Origin of the sequence: Rhodococcus sp. GXMU-t2271 (assembly GCF_041414735.1) — a bacterium.
In the GTDB taxonomy this organism is placed as follows: domain Bacteria; phylum Actinomycetota; class Actinomycetes; order Mycobacteriales; family Mycobacteriaceae; genus Rhodococcus; species Rhodococcus indonesiensis.
Genome location: NZ_JAUIZP010000008.1, coordinates 1 through 18,481 on the forward strand (window position 1 = coordinate 1; position 18,481 = coordinate 18,481).

An 18,481-nucleotide genomic window follows, 5' to 3' on the forward strand; every position below is an offset into this window, starting at 1 on the left:
GCCCGGCAGGCCGAGACCCCGCAGGCCGCCCGCGAGCCCGAGCCGGTGTAGCGCGGAGTACGGACCCGGCCCCGCAGCGACCGCTGCGGGGCCGCGACCGTGCGACGAGTCGACGCCACCGGCGGTCCACCCGGGCTCACCTGTCCGGGCGGATTCCGTCAGGCGGTCCCGAGCGTCACCTGGTGACGTCGCGCTGGGCGAGGATCGCAGGTCCCATCCAGCGTCTGAGGTAGCGCCGCAAGTCGTCGTCGCTGCGCGGGGGATCGTCGGGGGAGACGAAGAAGGACTGCATCGTGCGCAGGACGTACTCGACGAGCTCGCGCAGGGCCGCTTCGTCGTATCCGTAGCACTCCCAATCGACGTCGAAGCGCCCGATCATCGTCATCCCGAACTCCTGTGCCTCGTCGGACGTCAGGCCGTCGGGACGGACGTTCGGGTACGTGCCGGTGAGCAGAAGCCCCAGGTGCGGCGTGCGCCGTACCTCGGCGAGGGTGTAGACGACCCCTTCCGTCATCGCGTCGACCGGGTCCGTGATGCCGCCGATGTGCCGGGCGAGACGATCGAGGAATCCGTCGACCGACGCGATCGCCGCGGCCCGCATCAGCGCATCCGCGCTGGGGAAGTAGCGGTACACCGTCTGGCGGATGACACCCAGCGATTCCGCGACATCGGCCAGGCTGATGACGCAGCCCGTCCGGCCGATCAGATCGACTGCGGCGGAAACGATCCGGCGAGACGCCTCGTCGTCGTTCTCCGGGGGGCTGCCGCCCCAACCGCGTCGTCGTGCCACTGCCCGCTTCCTCGGATCGAAACCGCATCGGGACCGGCGGGTCCCCGGGCGGGATCTGTCGACCGTCCGCTCGAACGACCGACGGTAGCACGGCGGTGGCCTCCGCCCGTGGCGCCGCAAATGTAACGCGTTCTCATCATACGTCAACTGCGATATGCGTATGATCACTGCACCGGGGCTTCGGAGCCGTCGCGGGGCCGCCGGACCAGCCCATCCCCGCAAGACGAGGTGTAGCGCCCGTGACCGACCTGCAGATCCGAAAAATGAACTTCGCGTTCGAGGAATACGACGTGCCGTTTCTGTGGAACGAGGAGAATCCGGCCTTCTCGAGCATGGCGAACGCGGTCTCGTTCCTGGCGATCGGCTTCGAGAAGATGATCGTGAAGATGATCCTCCAGGCCAAGCCCCTGATCACCGACCCGGCCGTCGCCGCGGAGGCGGACGCGTTCATGCGTCAGGAAGGCCAGCACTCGACCGCACACCGGCAGCATGTCAAGGCCCTGATCGAGCGGTACCCCGGCCTCCGGGACACCCTCGCCGCCGTCATCGCGGAATTCGACCGGCTCACCGCACGGGCGTCGCTGAACTACCGGCTCGCCTACACCGCGGACCTCGAAGCAACCTTCACACCGGTGTTCAAGTTGATGCTCGACAACGAGGCCACCCTGTTCCGGCCCGGAGACGACCGGGTGGCGTCGTTGTTCATCTGGCACTTCGTCGAGGAGGTCGAACACCGGAGTTCGGCGCTCGTCGTGTTCGACTCCGTCGTCGGGTCCGACATCTACCGGATGCGGGTGGCCCCCTCGGTCTTCCGTCATGTGCTGAGGGTCATCCGACTGGCCTGCCAGGGCTTCAACGACCATGTTCCGTTGGCGGACCGCAAGATCGACGCCCTGTCGATGTTCGCGTCGTACCGGCGCGCACAGCGCCTGCGCAGGTGGTTGCCGTTACTGCAGGCGCGGGACTGCGGCCCGATGCCACGCGCGTTCGACGATCTGCCGTTCGCCGAGCAACTCGTCGCGCTGGCGGGGGTGGTGCGCAGCCAGTTGCCGAAGCACGACCCGGCCCACGAGAAGTTGCCGGCGCTCGCAGACGTGTGGTTCCGGCGCTACGAGGACGGCTACGACGTCACGCGCTGGTACACCGCCGACGCGGTCGCCTCGTAGGGAGCCGGCGCGATGACCGACCTGTGCTCACCCACCTTCGCCGAACTGGCCGCGTCCCTGGGGTTCTCGTGCCAGGAGGCCGGCGGTCTCGTCGAGGTGCGCGACCCCTCGGCCCTGGAGAACTGGACCCTTCCCGTTCTCGAGGTCACCATCGTGCTCGGCGCGGTGCTCGCCCTCGTGCTCGCCGTCGTGCGCCTGCGCCGCCACGGCGATCCCACCACTCTGGTGCTCTGGTTCGGCGCCACCGCCTACCTGTTCGTCATCGAACCACCGCTGTACTTCCCGGCTGCCTTCGGCATCGAGGAGCACGTGGACACGATGTTCGCCCACAACGTGTTCACCGTGGAGTTCCTGTGGGGCCGGCTCCCGCTGTACATCGTCGCGATCTACCCGCTGATGGCCACGCTGGCGTTCGAGATCGTCAGAATGCTGGGGGTGTTCCGCCGCTACGGAGTCCTCGTCGGGGCCGTGTGCGCCGGTTTCGTGCACCACGCGTTCTACGAGATCTTCGACCATCTCGGACCCCAGTTGCGATGGTGGCACTGGGCGGTGACGAATCCTGTCAACCAGCCCATGGTCGACGCGGTCCCGCTCCCGAGCGTGGTGGTGTTCGCCGCGCTCTGGCCGATGTCGCTCGCGCTGTGCGTGCAGTTCTTCGTCGGTCGCCACGTCGACCGCGGCCGACACTTTTCCGGTCTCGAACTGGTGTGGCGCACCGTCGTGATCGGCCTGCTGGCGTCGCTGGGCACGTTCGTCCTCCCGCTGCCGGCGACCGTCCTGGGCATGGGGAGCACCACGGTCCGGGCGGTGGTCTATGCGGTGGAACTGGTCGTCGTCACCGTCGTCGGGGTCGTGGTGCTCGTTCGCCGCTGGGTGCGCCTGCGACGGGGCGAGCCGGATGTTCCCCCGTACACGAACCGATTCGTCCAGGTCTACAGCGTCGTGTACCTGGTCGTCATGGCGTTCCTGTGGGTCACCGCGCTGCCGGAGTTCTTCCGTGCCGTCGACGGCGTGACGAGCACCGGCGACCCGGTGGGCAACCTGTGGTACACGCTGGCGTGCTTCGTCGTCGCGGCACTCTGCGTGGCCGGCACACTCACCGTGCCGCAGGCAACGAGCGACACCACACCCGTCCACGCGCGGGCGCACGCCGCGTAGCGGCCCGCGTACCCCGGAGACAGGAGGGGACCGCAGACACGAGTCCACCCGCCTCGCGGAACGCAAGGCGGGTGGACTCGTGACGAACTACGTGCGGGACCGGCTCAGCAGTCGTAGTACAGCTGGAACTCGTAGGGGTGCGGCCGCAGGTTGACCGGGGCGATCTCCTGCTCGCGCTTGAGCGAGATCCAGGTCTCGATCAGGTCGGAGGTGAACACGCCGCCCTCGGTGAGGTACTCGTGGTCGCGCTCGAGGTTGTCGATCACGGTCGCGAGGCTGGTCGGGGCCTGCGGGATGTTCCGGGCCTCCTCCGGCGGGAGCTCGTAGAGGTCCTTGTCGACCGGCGCCATCGGCTCGATCTTGTTCTTGATGCCGTCCAGGCCGGCGAGCATCTGCGCGGCGAACGACAGGTACGGGTTGCCCGAGGCGTCCGGCGCGCGGAACTCGAGGCGCTTGGCCTTCGGGTTGTTGCCGGTGATCGGGATGCGGACCGCGGCGGAGCGGTTGCGCTGGCTGTAGACCAGGTTGATCGGGGCCTCGTAGCCGGGCACGAGGCGGTGGTACGAGTTGATCGTGGGGTTGGTGAACGCCAGCAGCGACGGCGCGTGGTGCAGGATGCCGCCGATGTACCAGCGCGCCAGGTCCGACAGGCCCGCGTAACCGGACTCGTCGTGGAACAGCGGCTTGCCTTCCTTCCACAGCGACTGGTGCACGTGCATGCCCGAGCCGTTGTCACCGAACAGCGGCTTCGGCATGAAGGTCACCGACTTGCCGTGCTTCCACGCGGTGTTCTTGACGATGTACTTGAACAGCTGCAGGTCGTCGGCCGCACCGAGCAGGGTGTTGAACTTGTAGTTGATCTCGGCCTGACCGGCGGTACCGACCTCGTGATGGCCGCGCTCGAGTTCGAAGCCGGCGTTCTGCAGGTTGGTGGAGATCTCGTCGCGCAGGTCCACGTAGTGGTCGTACGGCGCGACGGGGAAGTAGCCGCCCTTCGGGCGGACCTTGTAGCCGAGGTTCGGCGAGCCGTCGGCGTTGGCCTCGACGCCGGTGTTCCACGCGCCGGAGACCGAGTCGATCTCGTAGAACGCGCCGTTCATCTGCGAGTCGTAGCGGATCGAGTCGAAGATGTAGAACTCGGCCTCGGCGCCGAAGAACGCGGTGTCGGCGATGCCGGTGCTGGCCAGGTACTCCTCGGCCTTACGGGCGACGTTGCGCGGGTCGCGGCTGTAGGACTCGCGGGTGAAAGGGTCGTGGACGAAGAAGTTGATGTTGAGCGTCTTGGCAGCGCGGAAGGGATCGATGCGCGCGGTGGTCACGTCCGGCAGCAGCATCATGTCCGACTCGTGGATGGACTGGAAGCCGCGGACGGAGGAACCGTCGAACGCCAAGCCGTCCTCGAACACGTCCTTGGTGAACGCACCCGCGGGGATCGAGAAGTGCTGCTGGATGCCGGGGAGGTCGCTGAACCGGACATCGACGTACTCGACGTTTTCGTCCTCGATGTACTTGATGACCTCTTCGGCCGAGGTGAACGCCACGCTTGTGCTCCTTCAGTCAATGCGCGCCATGGGGATGGGGCGTCTGCGTCGGATACAGACCGTATTGAGCTGGTGTTGCCCGACCATCAATCCCATGTTTCACCGATGTTACAGCTCGTCTTCCGGTGTCGTGAGGACTGCATTTGTGGTAGAAGTCACCGGCGGGCACGTGGGGTCGGGCCGGTCCGTCCGTTGCACCCTATCCTGGACACCATGGCACGCATGACCGGCAGCTGGCTCTCCGGACCCGCTGCGGCGATCCCCAAGGGGCAGGACAAGGCCCAGGACTACCGCGGGCAGTTGCTCGGACTGCCCGCGACCGGACGCGGTGCGCTCGCCGGCACCGGCCGGCGCGCGAGCGCGCTGGCGATCGACTGGCTCACCTCCGTCGGCATCGCGACTGCGATCGTGGGGGAGCGTCCCTTCGAGAACCCGCAGCTGTCCACCTACACCCTGCTGGTGTGGTTCGTGGTCGGGGTGCTCACGGTGACGCTGTTCTCGTTCACCCCGGGGCAGTATCTGGTCGGCCTGCAGGTCGCCCGGGTCGACGCGCCGGTGCGGGTGGGACTGATTCGCGCCCTGGCCCGGCAGCTGCTGCTCGTGTTCATCGCGCCGGCCGTCGTCACCGACGTCGACGGCCGCGGTCTGCAGGACCGGGCGACCGGCACGGCTCTCGTTCGGTCCCGCTGACGTGTCCTTCCCGAAACGCCGAACGGGAGCCCGCACCGGGTAGGTGCGGGCTCCCGCGGTCCGGACGGATCTCAGCGGCGGCGCATGGTGCGCTGCACGCTGCGCATCTTCGCGCCGGCCGGCATCGGACCCTTCGGGAGCGCGGCGCCGGACTTCTTCGTGCTCAGGGCGGCCAGCCGGCCCTCGATCGCGTCCATCCGCTTGGTGTCGATGTTGCGCGGCAGTTTCGACAGGTGCTTCTGCAGCTGTGACAGCGGGACCTGGCCCTCGTCGTTGCCGACCACGATGTCGTAGATCGGCGTGTCGCCCACGAGGCGCGCGACCCGCTTCTTCTCCTGCGCGAGAAGGCCTTTCACGCGCTGCGGTGCTCCCTCGGCCACCAGGATCACGCCCGGGCGGCCGATGACGCGGTGCACGGCGTCGAGCTGCGTGGTGCCGGCCACCGCATGCGTGACGCGCCAGGAGCCCTGCAGGTTGTCCAGCGCCCACGCCGCCGCCCCGGCCTGGCCCTCGGCCTTGCCGTACACCGTCTTCTGCACCCGGCGGCCGAAGATGACGAACGCGAGCAGCACCCCCACGAGCAGGCCGACCGGCAGAAGGAACCACTCGATACCGAAGATCAGCCCGACGAGGAAGAACACCAGGGTGGAGACGACGATCGCACCGATCATCCACGGCAGCAGCAGCTTGTCTTCCTTGCGCTGCAGCTGGAACGCCTGCCAGAGCTGGGTTCGCCGCTCCTTCGACGCCTGCTTGCGCGCGGCCTTCGCTGCGGCCTTCGCTTCCTTGTCGGGTTTGCTGCCTCTCGCCATAGCTCCCAGGATACTTTCCCCGCGGTGCGCTTTTCGCCACCGCGGGGTCCGGTGCGGCTAAGAGGTGGTCAGGCGCGCCAGCACGGAGCTGGCTTCCTGGGCCGCTGTGCCCCCCTCGGCCAGGTGCGCCTGGGCGGCGGGCAGCTCGCGGCCGTGGTGTGCCATCGCCTGCGCGTACAGCCGCCCCGCGCGGTACGACGACCGGACCAGCGGCCCGGCCATCACGCCCGCGAAACCGATCTCCTCGGCGGTCTTCGAGTGCGCCACGAATTCCTCGGGCTTGACCCAGCGCTCGACGGGATGGTGCCGCGGCGACGGGCGCAGGTACTGGGTGATGGTGACGATGTCGCAGCCGGCGGCGTGCAGGTCGTGCAGCGCCTCGGTGACCTCCTCCGGCGTCTCGCCCATGCCGAGGATGAGGTTGGACTTGGTCACCAGCCCGAACTCGCGGGCCGCGGTGATCACGTCCAGCGACCGCTGGTAGCGGAACGCCGGGCGGATGCGCTTGAAGATCCGGGGCACGGTCTCGACGTTGTGCGCGAGCACCTCGGGCCGTGATTCGAAGACCTCGGTGAGCAGCTCCGGCTTGCCGTTGAAGTCGGGAATGAGATTCTCGACGCCGGTGCCCGGGTTGAGCTCGTGGATCTGCCGCACGGTCTCGGCGTAGAGCCACGCACCGCCGTCGGGCAGGTCGTCGCGGGCGACACCGGTGATCGTCGAGTACCGCAGGCCCATGGCCTGCACCGACTCGGCGACCCGGCGCGGCTCGTCGCGGTCGAGCGTGGCGGGCTTACCGGTGTCGATCTGACAGAAATCGCATCGACGGGTGCACTGCTCGCCACCGATGAGGAACGTCGCCTCCCGGTCCTCCCAGCATTCGTAGATGTTGGGACAACCGGCCTCCTCGCAGACCGTGTGCAGGCCTTCGCGCCGCACCAGTCCCTTCAGCTCGGAGTACTCCGGGCCCATCTTCGCCCGGGTCCTGATCCAGTTCGGCTTACGTTCGATCGGCGTCTGTGCGTTTCGGGTCTCGATCCGCAGCAGCTTGCGTCCTTCTGGGGCCACAGTCACGGACCCGATCCTACGCCCGGCGGCACGGGCCGGGCCCACCCCGGTGCGGGCCTCTCGGGGGAGCCGGTCAGCCGTACCGCACCGTGGTGAACTCCGGCCGCGGGGTCTGCGGCGGTTCGGCACCGACGGCCTGTTCGAACGTCACCCGCTCGATGTCGTGATCCGTCACCGGCAGGCGGCCGTCGAGAGCGTCGATCACCGCCGCGGTCACGGCCGGCATCACCTCGGCGACGGTGACGTCCCGTCCGAGTTCACCGGTGAGCGAGGTGACGCCCGCGTCGCGGATGCCGCACGGCACGATCGAGTCGAACGCGTCGAGGGTGGCATCGCAGTTGAGGGAGAACCCGTGCATCGTCACCCCGCGCTGCACCCGCACCCCGATCGCGGCGATCTTGCGTTCGGGGAGCCAGTGCCCGTCGCGCAGCTCGGCCGGCAGCCACACCCCCGAGCGGCCCTCCACGCGGCCGCACACGAGGCCGAGATCGGTGCAGACCTCGATCAGGGCCTGCTCGAGACGTCGCACGTAGCCGACGACGTCGATGGGTTCGCCGAGCCGGACGATCGGGTAGCCCACCAGCTGGCCGGGCCCGTGCCAGGTGATCTTGCCGCCGCGATCGACGTCGATCACCGGGGTGCCGTCGGTGGGCCGGTCCTCCGGGGCAGTGCGTTTGCCGGCGGTGTACACGGGCGGATGCTCGAGCAACAGCAGGGTGTCGACGCCGCGGCCCTCGGCCCGGTCGGCGGCGATCTCCCGTTGCCGCTCCCACGCTTCCAGGTATCCGATCAGCCCCAGATGCGCCACCGCGACGGGTTCGGAATCGAAACGGGCGGAGGAAGATGCGCTGCTCATAGTCCTCGACCCTACGCCGTCGGGGAGCTGTGGCGAAGAGGTGGCTTCAGGTTCCGAACGCGTGTGCCAGGGCGCCTCCGATCGTCGGATACCGGAACTCGAAGCCCGCCGACTCGAGCACCGTCGGCAGCGCGCGTTGCCCGGTGAGCACCAGCGCGTGCGCCATCTCCCCGACGATCGCGTCGACCACGAATCCGGGCGTCGTCCACGGCGCCGGACGGTGCACCGAGTGCGCCAGCGCCTCCGTGAATCGGGCGTTGGTCACGGGAGCCGGGCCGGTGACGTCGACCGGCCCGGCGATATCGCCGCGGCCGAGGACGAAACCCAGCGCCGACACCACATCCTCGAGCGCCACCCACGACATGTACTGCCGGCCGTCACCGAGCCGGGAACCGAGACCGAGCCGGAAGAGCGGCTGGAGGCGGCGCAGGATGCCGCCGTGCGGGCTGAGAACGATCCCGATGCGGAGAACGATCGTGCGCACCCCGGCGGCCCGCGCGGGCGCGGTGGCAGCTTCCCAGTCGCGGCACAGGTCCGCGACGAACCCCTGCCCGGCGGGGCTGCGTTCGTCCACCACGTCCTCGCCGGTGTGCCCGTAGACGCCGACGGCGCCTGCGTTGACCAGTGTCGGCACCCCGGCGGAGGCGGCGGCGGTGGCGAGGACGTCGGTCGGGACGATCCGGCTGTCGCGCAGTTCCTGCTTGACCGCGCCGGACCAGCGACGCTCGTCCACGCTCGAGCCGCACAGATTCACCACGGCATCGACGCGGTCGAACGCCGAAGGATCGACCCGGCCCGTCGGCGGGTCCCAGAACCACTCGTCCGGCGCCGCCGGGGGACGGCGGACGAGGCGGCGCACCTCGTGATCGTGTGCCCGCAACCATGCCACCGAGGCCGTTCCGATCAGCCCCGACGAGCCCGCTACGAGGATGCGCATGCCGGAGATTGTCCCGCATCCGCAGAGGCCGGGACGCGGAAGCGGGGGCCTCGTCGGTGTGACGATGCCCCCGCTTCCGGGTCTGGTGGGTGCCGGGCTACACGCCCTGGATCACAGGCCCAGGTCCGCGTCGAACGCCGCTTCCTCGAGACGGTGCTTGATCGTGGTGAGGAACCGGCCCGCGTCCGCACCGTCGACCAACCGGTGGTCGTAGGTCAGCGGCAGGTAGCACATCGACCGCACACCGATCGACTCGTTGCCCACCTCGTCGGTGACGACCACCGGACGCTTGACGATCGCGCCGGTGCCCAGCATCGCCGCCTGCGGCGGCACCAGGATCGGTGTGTCGAACAGGGCGCCCTGGCTGCCGATGTTCGTGATCGTGAAGGTGCCACCGGCCAGTTCGTCCGGCTTGAGGCCGCCGCTGCGCGCCCGCTTGGCGATGTCCGCGATCGCGCGGGCCAGGCCGGCCAGCGACAGGTCGCCGGCGTTGTGGATCACCGGGGAGAGCAGGCCCTGCTCGGTGTCCACGGCGATGCCGAGGTGCTCGGCCGCGTGGTAGGTGATCTCCTTCTTGTCCTCGTCGTAGGAGGCGTTGATGTTCGGATGCGCCTTGAGGGCCTCCACGACGGCCTTCGCGAAGAAGGGCAGGAAGGTGAGGTTGACGCCCTCGCGCTCGGCGAAGGTCGCCTTCGCCTGCGCCCGCAGATGCGCGATCTTGGTGACGTCGACCTCGAAGGTCTGGGTGAGCTGCGCGGTGGTCTGCAGCGACTCGCGAGTCTTGATCGCCGTGATCTGACGGATCCGGTTGACCTTCTGCGTGGTGCCGCGCAGGTGGGCGAGCTCGGGCCGGACACCGGCGGTCGCGGCCGGAGCGGCGGCGGGAGCCTTGGCGGCGGGAGCCTTCGGGGCCTCGGCCGCGGGGGCCTTCGCGGCCTCGGCGGCGGCGAGCACGTCCTGCTTGCGGATGCGTCCGCCGACTCCGGTGCCGGACACCGTCGACAGGTCGACGTCGTGTTCGGCGGCGAGCTTGCGGACGAGGGGTGTGACGTACGGCGTGGCGCCACCCGGGGTCTCCGCACCCGCGGCAGCCGGGGCGGGCGCCGGGGCTACCTGCTTCGCGGGTTCCGGGGCGGGCTGCTTCGCCGGCTCGGGGGCCGCCTGCTTCGCCGGCTCGGGCTCGGGCTTCGGTTCGGGCTTCGGTTCGGGCTTGGGTTCGGGCTTGGGTTCGGGCTTCGACGGCGCCGCGGCCGGGGTTCCCGACCCGATCACCGCGAGCTGTCCGCCGACCTCGACGGTCTCGTCCTCGTCGGCGTTGATCTCGAGGAGCACACCGGCCACGGGGGACGGGATCTCCGTGTCGACCTTGTCCGTGGACACCTCGAGCAGGGGTTCGTCGACCGCGACCTCGTCCCCGACGGACTTCAGCCACCGGGTGACGGTGCCCTCGGTCACGGACTCACCGAGCGCCGGCATGGTGACCGGAGTGCCTTCGGCGGAGCCGGTGTCGGAACCGGACGAAGCCGGCTCGGGCTCCGGCTCGGGTTCCGGCTCGGGGGTGGACTCTTCCTCGGGTGCCGCCTCCTCCGACGGGGCGGCAGCGGGAGCGGTGGACGATCCTCCGTCGTCGGCGGAGTCACCGATCACCGCCAGCTCACCGCCGATCTCGATCGTCTCGTCCTCCTGGGCGACGATCTTCACCAGCACACCGGCCGCGGGCGAGGGGATCTCGGTGTCGACCTTGTCCGTGGAAACTTCGAGCAGCGGCTCGTCGACTTCGACCGTGTCTCCTTCCTGCTTGAGCCATCGCGTGACAGTTCCCTCGGTGACGCTCTCACCAAGCGCTGGCATCTGGACGGAGAAGGCCATGTCTGTTGACTCCTCGACGGTTGTGTTCGGGTGTGTTGAGTTGTGCCGACCGATGGTCGCGGACCATTGTGTGGTCGCTGACCATTGTGCTCGAGGCCACGGTCTCGTGCGGTGTCTTGCGGTGTTCGGTTGAGACCACACCCGATGCCGGGTATGACCTCGACCATCCTTGCACTGATCCCTCGGCGACGTTCGACGAGGGTTGGGTCACGTGCGCCCGCGCGTCCCTGCACCCCGGCAGGGACGCGCGGGACGGATCACCCGTTGTTCGCGATGTCCTCGATGACCGCGATGAGGGTTCGCACCGGTACGCCGGTGCCGCCCTTGCCGACATAGCCGAACGGGCTCCCGGTGTTGAAGGCCGGCCCGGCGATGTCGATGTGGGCCCACTGCACACCCTCGGCCACGAACTCCTTCAGGTACAGGCCGGCGGCGAGCATCCCGCCCCAGCGATGCGGCGTGACGTTGGCCAGGTCGGCCACCCGGGACTTCAGGTCCGCGCGCAGTTCGGCCGGCAGCGGCATCGCCCACCCGTTCTCGCCCACCTCCTGCGAGAGCCGGGCGACCCGGTCCCGGAACTCGTCGGTGCCCATGACGCCGGGCGTCCGGGTCCCCAGTGCGACCATCTGCGCGCCGGTGAGCGTCGCGGTGTCGATCAGGTAGTCGGGCTCGTCCTCGCAGGCACGGACGATGGCGTCGGCCAGGATGAGCCGACCCTCGGCGTCCGTGTTGATCACCTCGACGGTGGTGCCGCCGTACTGGGTCAGCACGTCGCCGGGTCGCTGTGCCGTCGCGGACGGCATGTTCTCGGCCATCGGTACCGTCGCGGTCACGTCCGCCGCCACCCCGAGCTTCGCGGCGAGCACGACCGTCGCGACCACCGCCGCCGCACCGCCCATGTCGGACGTCATGTTCTCCATTCCGGCGGCCGGCTTGATGGAGATGCCGCCGGTGTCGAACGTGATGCCCTTGCCGACGAGCGCGACCTTCGGCGCCTTCCGCTTCTTGGCCGAGTAGCTCAGGCGCACGAGCCGCGGCGGGCGCGACGAGCCCTTGCCGACCCCGACGATGCCGCCGTAGCCCTGCTGCTCGAGCGCCTTCTCGTCCAGCACCTCGACCTTCAGCCCGGCGGCGGTACCGAGCGCCTTCGCGCGCTCGGCGAACTCGGCCGGGAACAGGTGGCTCGGCGGGGTGTCGACGAACTGGCGCGCGGTGGCGACCGCCTCGGCGACGGCGGCCGACCGGGCCAGCTCCGCCTTGGTCTCCCGGGCGCGGGGCGACGAGACGAGAAGTTCGATCCGGGCGGGCGGCTGCGCGTCGCCGGAGTTCGACTTGGTGGTGCGGAACTCGGTGAACGTGTAGGCGCCGAGCGCGAAGCCCTCCGCGGTTGCGCCGAGATCCACGGCGGACAGGGTCGTCGCGACCACGGAGACGCCGGCGAGGGCGCGCGCCGCAGCGCCGGCGGACCGGCGCACCTGCTCGGCGTCGAGCTTGTCGGCGGCGCCGAGCCCGACGGCGAGCACGCTGGTGACCGGCAGGGCGGCGGGCGCGGGGATCCGGGTGACCTCCTCGGCCTTGCCCGCGGCACCGACGGACTGCAGGGTGTCGAGCAGTCCGCCGAGGACGTCCTCGTCCACCAGGCCGTCGCCGAGCAGGGCCTCGGGGCCGCTGTCGCCGGCGGTCAGGCCGACGACGAGGACGTCCGCGCGCTTGGACACGCTTCCGGCGAGAACGAGTTCGGGCAGGGTGGGCGAAAGGGCACTCACAGGCGTCTCCTACGGGAAAGGGGGGTCGTGGCACCGATGCTAGTGATCCCGGGGGGTGGGATAGCGTGGGGCACATGAGCGACCAGCCATTGCTGCAGGGCCCGATCCACGCCGTCCACACCGAACTCGGAGCGACCTTCGCGGCCTTCGGTGGCTGGCAGATGCCCGTCTCGTACGCCGGTACCGTGGCCGAACACACCGCCGTGCGCGAGAACGTCGGCCTGTTCGACGTCAGTCATCTGGGCAAGGCCCTCGTCGCCGGGCCGGGTGCGGCGGACTACGTGAACGCGACACTCACCAACGACCTGCGCAAGATCGGGCCGGGCAAGGCGCAGTACACCCTCTGCTGCAACGAAGCCGGCGGCGTCACCGACGACCTGATCGTCTACTACGTCTCCGACGAGGAATTGTTCCTCGTGCCGAACGCCGCGAACACCGCAGCGGTGGTCGAGGTCCTCGCCGCGCATGCCCCCGAAGGCGTGACCGTGACGAACCAGCACCGGGACTACGGTGTGTTCGCCGTGCAGGGACCGAACGCCGAGGCCGTCCTGCAGGGGCTGGGTCTGCCCACCGAGCTGGGCTACATGAGCTTCGTGGACGCCCGGTGGAACGATCGGCCGGTACGGGTGTGCCGCACCGGATACACCGGTGAGCGCGGCTTCGAACTGGTACCGCGGTGGGCCGACGCGGAGTCGCTGTTCCGTGCCCTGGCCGACGCCGTGCGTGCGGCCGGCGGTCAGGCCGCCGGCCTCGGGGCTCGCGACACCCTGCGGACCGAGATGGGCTACCCGTTGCACGGACACGAACTGTCGGAGACCATCTCGCCCCTGCAGGCCCGCTGCGGGTGGGCCGTGGGCTGGAGCAAGCCGGCATTCCGCGGCCGCGCGGCGCTCGTCGCGGAGAAGGAGTCCGGTCCCGCGCGGCGACTGTGGGGACTGCGGGCGCTCGATCGCGGGGTGCTGCGACCCGGCCTGAAGGTGTCGCGCGACGGAACTCCGGTGGGGGAGACGACGTCCGGCACGTTCTCCCCGACGTTGAAGGTCGGGATCGCGCTGGCGCTCCTCGAGACTGCCGGGGAGCCGGCCGCCGGTGACGAGGTCACGGTCGACGTCCGGGGACGCGCCCTGCGCGCCCAGCTCGTCGCGCCTCCGTTCGTCCCCGACCACACCAAGTAGGACCGTGCGAGCGGTTCGATAGGATCATCGGTCATGACCGGTGTCCTCGAATTCGCCCACCTTCCGCACCCCTCGCCCGCCTCCGCGGAACGGCGGGGAGAAGTACTGGCGGATCCGGGATTCGGCCGGTACTTCACCGATCACATGGTCACGATCGACTACACCGAGGGCCGCGGCTGGCACGACGCCACCGTTCAGCCCTACGGACCGATGCAGCTCGACCCGGCCGCGATGGTGTTGCACTACGGGCAGGCGATCTTCGAGGGTCTGAAGGTCTACCGGCAGCCCGACGGCAGCATCGCAGCCTTCCGCGTGTACTCCAACGCCGAGCGGATGCGCCGGTCCTCGCGGCGCCTGGCAATGGCCGAGCTGCCGGACGAGTTGTTCGTCCGGTCGATCGCGGAACTGGTCGAGGCCGACCACGAATGGGTGCCGGCCGCCGGGGGCGAGGAGTCGCTGTATCTGCGGCCGTTCATGTTCTCCACCGAGGCGGGGCTCGGCGTGCGGCCCGCGAATCAGTACCGGTACGTGCTGATCGCGTCCCCGGCCGGCGCGTACTTCCCTCGTGGCGTCAAGCCGGTGAGCGTGTGGATCTCGCAGGAGTACGTGCGGGCCGCACCGGGCGGCACCGGCGACGCCAAGTTCTCCGGCAACTACGCGGCGTCGCTGCTGGCCCAGGCGCAAGCCGTCGAGCAGGGGTGCGACCAGGTGGTGTGGCTCGACGCCGTCGAGCGTCGCTACATCGAGGAGATGGGCGGCATGAATCTGTGCTTCATCTTCGGGTCGGGCGCCGACGCGAAGCTGGTGACGCCGGAGCTGTCCGGCTCGTTGCTGCCCGGCATCACCCGGGACTCGCTGCTCACGCTGGCCAGGGAGGCCGGCCTCGAAGTGGAGGAGCGCAAGATCTCGGTGCAGGAATGGGAGTCCGAGGTCGCCAGCGGGCAGATCACCGAGGTCTTCGCGTGCGGGACCGCGGCGGTGATCACCCCGGTCGGTACCGTCAAGAGCCGCGACGGCGAGTTCACCGTCGGCGACGGCGAGCCCGGCGAGGTCACCATGGCGTTGCGCGACACCCTCACCGGGATCCAGCGCGGCACCTTCGCCGACACGCACGGCTGGCTGACCACGCTGCGCTGAGCCCGGCGCGGCCGTCCTATCCGACGGCCGCGCTCAACGCCGCCGCCACAACCGTCACCGTCGTCTCGAGGCCGGCGCCGAGCGCGTCACCGTTGAGACCGCCGAACCGGCGGACGCAGTGCCGAACCAGCAGCAGTGCGGCCACGAGCCCCACGGCGACCGTCGCCGGGCCGGCCCACCAGGCGCCCGGCACGCACCAGGCAGCCGCGACGACCACGACGACGGCCCACAGGAGGCGCACCCCGAGCGGCTGCGTCCCGGCGACCAGGGCACCGAACCCGCTGCCCGGTGCTGCGGCGACACCACGGCGGCATGCGAGGACGACCGTGACCCGGCCGGCGGTGACCGCGAGGACCACGGCGAACCAGGATCGAGCGTCGGCGAGCGCTCCGAACGAGGCTGCCTGCGCCCCCAGCACGAGTACCAGGGTGGCCACCCCGAACGGTCCGGCGCCGCCCGACTTCATCACCTCACGTGCCCGCTCCGGCGGTCCGTAGCAGCCGAGCCCGTCGGCGGTGTCGCACAGGCCGTCGAGGTGCATGCCACGCGTCGCGAGGCCCAGGAATCCCACCCCGATCAGGCCCGCGAGCAGGGGAGTGCAGCCGATGGCGACGGCCGCCCACAGCACGCCCGCGGTGCCCAGGCCCAGCACGAGGCCGGCCACCGGTGCCGCGGCGACGGCCGCGCCCCCCGCGCTGCGATCGATGTGCCCAGGACCCCGGATAGGCAGCACAGTGAGCCAGGACAGAGCGAGAGCGACGCCGCGCATCAGTCGCCGCGCGTCTCGGTGACCGGCGCGGCGTCCTCGTCACGGGTGCTCACGCCGGCTTCGGCGAACGTCGCCATGTTCGTGAGCACCGCGACCGCACCGTGCAGGATCGGCAGCGCGGCAACCGCTCCCGAACCCTCGCCGAGGCGCATTCCCAGGTCGACGAGGGGATCGAGGTTCAGGTGCCGCAGGGCCAGCGTATGAGCCGGTTCGGTGGAGCGGTGCCCGGCAACCCACCAGTCCCGGGCCCCGGGCGCCAGTTCCTCGGCGACGAGTGCGGCAGCGGTGACCACGACCCCGTCGAGCACAACCGGGGTCCGGCGCACCGACGCCTGGGCGAGGTAGCCGGCCATCGCGGCGAGGTCGGCGCCGCCGGCGGTGCGCAGCAGGGCAACCGGGTTGCGGGCGTGGGGCCGGGCGCGTCGCATCGCGTCCCGGATCGCGGCGACCTTGCGCATCCACGCGGCGTCGTCGATCCCGGTGCCACGGCCGACCGCCGCGACGGGTTCGGTGCCGGTGAGGGTGGCGATCAGCGCCGTCGCAGGGGTGGTGTTCCCGATCCCCATGTCGCCCGCGACGAGGAGGTCGGCTCCCGCGTCGACCTCCTCGTCGGCCACGGTTCGTCCGGCGGCGATCGCCTGCAGGGTCTCCTGCTCGGTGAGCGCGTCCTCCCGGTCGACGGCCCCGCTCGATCGGCGCACCTTGTGCGCGGAGACGGCCGGATCCGTGTCGCCGTCGACGGCCATGTCCACGACCCGGACCCCGGCGCCGGCGACCTCGGCGAGCACGTTGACCGCGGCACCACCGGCGAGGAAGTTGGCAACCATCTGAGCGGTGACCTCGGGGGGATACGCCGAGACGCCGCCGCGGGCCACCCCGTGATCACCGGCGAACACCACCACGCGGGGGCGGGTGAAGGGCCGGGGCGGGACCTGTCCTTGGCAGGACGCGACCCAGCAGCCCAATTCCTCGAGCCGGCCGAGGGAACCGGCAGGCTTGGTGAGATCGCGCTGCCGGGCGTCGGCGCGCCGGCGGACCTCCGGATCGGGCGCGACGACGGGCGGGAAGACGACGTCGGCGGAGGAAACGGATTCGCTGCTCACGGGGCACCTTTCACGAAGTCGCGGAGGCCGAAGCCACCGCTGGACGCTATCAACCCGCACTGCGGCAGAAAATCGACGGTAGATGGCATTGCTGCCACTGTCTCGGCCGGGTCGCCGGCGACAGACTGTCCGTCATGAGCCAGATCGCCGTGATCGTCCTCGTGCCGATCACACTCTTCGCCGGCGTCGAACTCGCCCGGGCCCGTTCCCGTCCCGCCCCGCGATGGGTGACCCGGGCGTGGTGGCGCTGGAACCAGTTCCGGCCGCAGGACCCGTCGCCCATCGGTGGCGACCCGACGGCCGACTGGGTGCGCAGCACGATCGACGCGCGTCGGTCGCCGCATCACTGACCGGCGTGCCGGTCGCCGTATCACTGACCGGTGTGCCGGTCGCCGTATCACTGACCGGTGTGCCGGTCGCCGTATCACCGACCGGCGTGCCGGTGGGCTGCGGTCAGACGGCGTCGCCGGGGGAGACCCGGGGCAGTGGCGCCCGGAGCTTGCGGATCTGGGAGGCCCGCACGAACGCGTACCACCCGAGACCGAATCCGCCCTCGGTGGTGTCGGGGAAACGGGCCCGGACCTTCTTGTTCACGAGACGGCCGAGGTAGATCCCTTCGATCACCATGAGCACGATCATCGCGAACATCGCCAGCGTCACGTACTGCTGGACCACCGGACCGAGGAACATCGTCATGATCAGGATGAGCGCCATCGGCATGAAAAGACCGACCAGGTTGCGACGGCTGTCCACCAGATCGCGGACGTAGGCCCGCACGGGACCCTTGTCGCGGGGCAGCAGATACTTCTCTTCGCCCGCGAGCATCCGGGTGCGGCGCTCGCCCGCGGCGGCGCGACGCTCGGCCGCTTGCGCCTTGCGTTCATCCTTGGAGAGGGACTGTTTGGCTGCCTTGCGGCGTGCCCTCGCCTCCTTGGCAGTCAGCGGAGCCGGAGCGACGGGACCGCGCCGACGCGCCTCGGCCTCCCGGCGCTTCGGAGTGGGACGGCCCTTACCGGTCGTCCCCTTGCCTCCCTCGGACTGGGGGGCGGCGACGGACTCGGACGCGCCGAGGTCCTCGTTGTCGGATTCGTCGGAACCGCCGCGGCGTAGCAACTTCACCCCTCCAGGCTATGGGAAAACCGGCCCGGCCGGGAAATCGCCCCCGGTCAGGCCCCCGCGCGGTCCGGTACCGCGCATGAGGAATAGATCCACGCGCGGTACCGTTGAGGGAACCGGGTTTCGACACGAAAGACGAGGGAGCGCCCATGACTGTGCAGGACGAGACCGCCACTCACGGCGTCACCATGACCGAGGCCGCCTCCGCCAAGGCGAAGGCGCTGCTCGACCAGGAGGGCCGCGACGACCTCTCGCTGCGCATCGCCGTGCAGCCGGGCGGGTGTGCCGGCCTCCGCTACCAGCTGTTCTTCGACGACCGGACGCTCGACGGGGATCTCACCCGTGACTTCGGTGGCGTCATCCTCGCCGTCGACCGGATGAGCGCGCCCTACGTCGAAGGCGCGTCGATCGACTTCGTCGACACGATCGAGAAGCAGGGCTTCACGATCGACAACCCGAACGCCACCGGCTCCTGCGCCTGCGGCGATTCGTTCAACTGACGCGGGTCCCGTAGTGGGGGCCCCGCCCGCG

Annotated in this window: 18 protein-coding genes; 7 read left to right on the plus strand and 11 right to left on the minus strand. The window is 70.1% G+C overall.

From position 1 onward, the window contains the following. Positions 1–175 precede the first annotated feature (175 nt). The gene (locus tag QYS60_RS04145) at positions 176–790 is read right to left on the minus strand and encodes a TetR/AcrR family transcriptional regulator (protein WP_003934092.1); all 615 of its coding nucleotides are present in this window, start codon (positions 788–790) and stop codon (positions 176–178) included. Positions 791–1,029: 239 nt separating this feature from the next. Between QYS60_RS04145 and QYS60_RS04150 the strand changes: the two genes are divergently transcribed. Continuing rightward, entirely contained in the window at positions 1,030–1,956 is a 927-nt protein-coding gene (locus QYS60_RS04150) for a metal-dependent hydrolase (protein WP_371382511.1), read from the plus strand. A gap of 12 nt (positions 1,957–1,968) precedes the next feature. Next, the gene (locus tag QYS60_RS04155) at positions 1,969–3,114 is read left to right on the plus strand and encodes a hypothetical protein (RefSeq protein WP_371382512.1); all 1,146 of its coding nucleotides are present in this window, start codon (positions 1,969–1,971) and stop codon (positions 3,112–3,114) included. Positions 3,115–3,218: 104 nt separating this feature from the next. On the opposite strand, the gene glnA is transcribed toward QYS60_RS04155, so the two are convergent. Beyond that, the gene (gene glnA, locus QYS60_RS04160) at positions 3,219–4,655 is read right to left on the minus strand and encodes a type I glutamate--ammonia ligase (protein ID WP_054374447.1); all 1,437 of its coding nucleotides are present in this window, start codon (positions 4,653–4,655) and stop codon (positions 3,219–3,221) included. Between the two features lie 213 nt (positions 4,656–4,868). On the opposite strand from glnA, the gene QYS60_RS04165 reads away from it, so the two are divergent. Beyond that, the gene (locus QYS60_RS04165) at positions 4,869–5,345 is read left to right on the plus strand and encodes an RDD family protein (RefSeq protein WP_040780772.1); all 477 of its coding nucleotides are present in this window, start codon (positions 4,869–4,871) and stop codon (positions 5,343–5,345) included. A gap of 71 nt (positions 5,346–5,416) precedes the next feature. Here the strand turns inward: QYS60_RS04165 and QYS60_RS04170 are convergent, their stop codons facing one another. From QYS60_RS04170 to QYS60_RS04195, 6 genes are all read right to left on the minus strand, one after another. Further along, on the minus strand, positions 5,417–6,157 hold the full coding sequence (locus QYS60_RS04170) for a DUF4191 domain-containing protein (RefSeq protein WP_003934097.1): 741 nt from the start codon (positions 6,155–6,157) through the stop codon (positions 5,417–5,419). Positions 6,158–6,214: 57 nt separating this feature from the next. Then, the gene (gene lipA / locus QYS60_RS04175; protein ID WP_371382513.1) at positions 6,215–7,228 is read right to left on the minus strand and encodes a lipoyl synthase; all 1,014 of its coding nucleotides are present in this window, start codon (positions 7,226–7,228) and stop codon (positions 6,215–6,217) included. 67 nt (positions 7,229–7,295) lie between these two features. Beyond that, a complete protein-coding gene (gene lipB / locus QYS60_RS04180) occupies positions 7,296–8,078 on the minus strand; it encodes a lipoyl(octanoyl) transferase LipB (RefSeq protein WP_003934099.1) in 783 nt (260 codons plus the stop codon). Positions 8,079–8,124: 46 nt separating this feature from the next. After that, positions 8,125–9,015 carry a TIGR01777 family oxidoreductase gene (locus QYS60_RS04185; protein WP_289378843.1) on the minus strand — a complete coding sequence of 297 codons (891 nt, stop codon included), beginning with the start codon at positions 9,013–9,015 and terminating at the stop codon, positions 8,125–8,127. Between the two features lie 111 nt (positions 9,016–9,126). Then, positions 9,127–10,884, minus strand: coding sequence for a 2-oxoglutarate dehydrogenase, E2 component, dihydrolipoamide succinyltransferase (gene sucB, locus QYS60_RS04190; protein ID WP_289378841.1), 1,758 nt, complete (start codon positions 10,882–10,884; stop codon positions 9,127–9,129). Between the two features lie 257 nt (positions 10,885–11,141). After that, on the minus strand, positions 11,142–12,650 hold the full coding sequence (locus QYS60_RS04195; protein WP_003934102.1) for a leucyl aminopeptidase: 1,509 nt from the start codon (positions 12,648–12,650) through the stop codon (positions 11,142–11,144). 74 nt (positions 12,651–12,724) lie between these two features. Between QYS60_RS04195 and gcvT the strand changes: the two genes are divergently transcribed. Together gcvT and QYS60_RS04205 are read left to right on the plus strand one after the other, a co-directional pair. Further along, positions 12,725–13,825, plus strand: a complete 1,101-nt coding sequence (gcvT, locus tag QYS60_RS04200) for a glycine cleavage system aminomethyltransferase GcvT (RefSeq protein ID WP_003934103.1) — start codon at positions 12,725–12,727, stop codon at positions 13,823–13,825. Positions 13,826–13,858: 33 nt separating this feature from the next. Beyond that, positions 13,859–14,962 carry a branched-chain amino acid aminotransferase gene (locus QYS60_RS04205; RefSeq protein WP_003934104.1) on the plus strand — a complete coding sequence of 368 codons (1,104 nt, stop codon included), beginning with the start codon at positions 13,859–13,861 and terminating at the stop codon, positions 14,960–14,962. Positions 14,963–14,978: 16 nt separating this feature from the next. Here QYS60_RS04205 and QYS60_RS04210 read toward each other — a convergent pair whose 3' ends face one another. Both QYS60_RS04210 and cobT read right to left on the minus strand, forming a co-directional pair. Continuing rightward, positions 14,979–15,731 (minus strand): adenosylcobinamide-GDP ribazoletransferase, encoded by a 753-nt coding sequence (locus QYS60_RS04210; RefSeq protein WP_003934105.1) that lies wholly within the window; start codon positions 15,729–15,731, stop codon positions 14,979–14,981. Continuing rightward, positions 15,731–16,834, minus strand: coding sequence for a nicotinate-nucleotide--dimethylbenzimidazole phosphoribosyltransferase (gene cobT, locus QYS60_RS04215; protein ID WP_371382514.1), 1,104 nt, complete (start codon positions 16,832–16,834; stop codon positions 15,731–15,733). The genes QYS60_RS04210 and cobT overlap by 1 nt, the downstream gene beginning before the upstream one ends. Positions 16,835–16,968: 134 nt before the next feature. On the opposite strand from cobT, the gene QYS60_RS04220 reads away from it, so the two are divergent. Beyond that, positions 16,969–17,184 (plus strand): hypothetical protein, encoded by a 216-nt coding sequence (locus QYS60_RS04220; protein ID WP_371382515.1) that lies wholly within the window; start codon positions 16,969–16,971, stop codon positions 17,182–17,184. 103 nt (positions 17,185–17,287) lie between these two features. On the opposite strand, the gene QYS60_RS04225 is transcribed toward QYS60_RS04220, so the two are convergent. Continuing rightward, the gene (locus QYS60_RS04225) at positions 17,288–17,953 is read right to left on the minus strand and encodes a DUF3043 domain-containing protein (protein ID WP_003934108.1); all 666 of its coding nucleotides are present in this window, start codon (positions 17,951–17,953) and stop codon (positions 17,288–17,290) included. Between the two features lie 146 nt (positions 17,954–18,099). On the opposite strand from QYS60_RS04225, the gene QYS60_RS04230 reads away from it, so the two are divergent. Then, positions 18,100–18,450 (plus strand): iron-sulfur cluster assembly accessory protein, encoded by a 351-nt coding sequence (locus QYS60_RS04230; RefSeq protein ID WP_003934109.1) that lies wholly within the window; start codon positions 18,100–18,102, stop codon positions 18,448–18,450. Positions 18,451–18,481: the final 31 nt, after the last annotated feature.

What these genes read in the sequence shown, in the direction of transcription:
- QYS60_RS04155 (WP_371382512.1), top strand. Translation starts at nt 1,969, where the DNA reads ATGACCGACCTGTGCTCACCCACCTTCGCCGAACTGGCCGCGTCCCTG.
- QYS60_RS04165 (WP_040780772.1), top strand. Translation starts at nt 4,869, where the DNA reads ATGGCACGCATGACCGGCAGCTGGCTCTCCGGACCCGCTGCGGCGATC.
- QYS60_RS04170 (WP_003934097.1), bottom strand. Translation starts at nt 6,157, where the DNA reads ATGGCGAGAGGCAGCAAACCCGACAAGGAAGCGAAGGCCGCAGCGAAG.
- lipB (WP_003934099.1), bottom strand. Translation starts at nt 8,078, where the DNA reads ATGAGCAGCGCATCTTCCTCCGCCCGTTTCGATTCCGAACCCGTCGCG.
- QYS60_RS04185 (WP_289378843.1), bottom strand. Translation starts at nt 9,015, where the DNA reads ATGCGCATCCTCGTAGCGGGCTCGTCGGGGCTGATCGGAACGGCCTCG.
- sucB (WP_289378841.1), bottom strand. Translation starts at nt 10,884, where the DNA reads ATGGCCTTCTCCGTCCAGATGCCAGCGCTTGGTGAGAGCGTCACCGAG.
- gcvT (WP_003934103.1), top strand. Translation starts at nt 12,725, where the DNA reads ATGAGCGACCAGCCATTGCTGCAGGGCCCGATCCACGCCGTCCACACC.
- QYS60_RS04205 (WP_003934104.1), top strand. Translation starts at nt 13,859, where the DNA reads ATGACCGGTGTCCTCGAATTCGCCCACCTTCCGCACCCCTCGCCCGCC.
- QYS60_RS04210 (WP_003934105.1), bottom strand. Translation starts at nt 15,731, where the DNA reads ATGCGCGGCGTCGCTCTCGCTCTGTCCTGGCTCACTGTGCTGCCTATC.
- QYS60_RS04220 (WP_371382515.1), top strand. Translation starts at nt 16,969, where the DNA reads ATGAGCCAGATCGCCGTGATCGTCCTCGTGCCGATCACACTCTTCGCC.
- QYS60_RS04230 (WP_003934109.1), top strand. Translation starts at nt 18,100, where the DNA reads ATGACTGTGCAGGACGAGACCGCCACTCACGGCGTCACCATGACCGAG.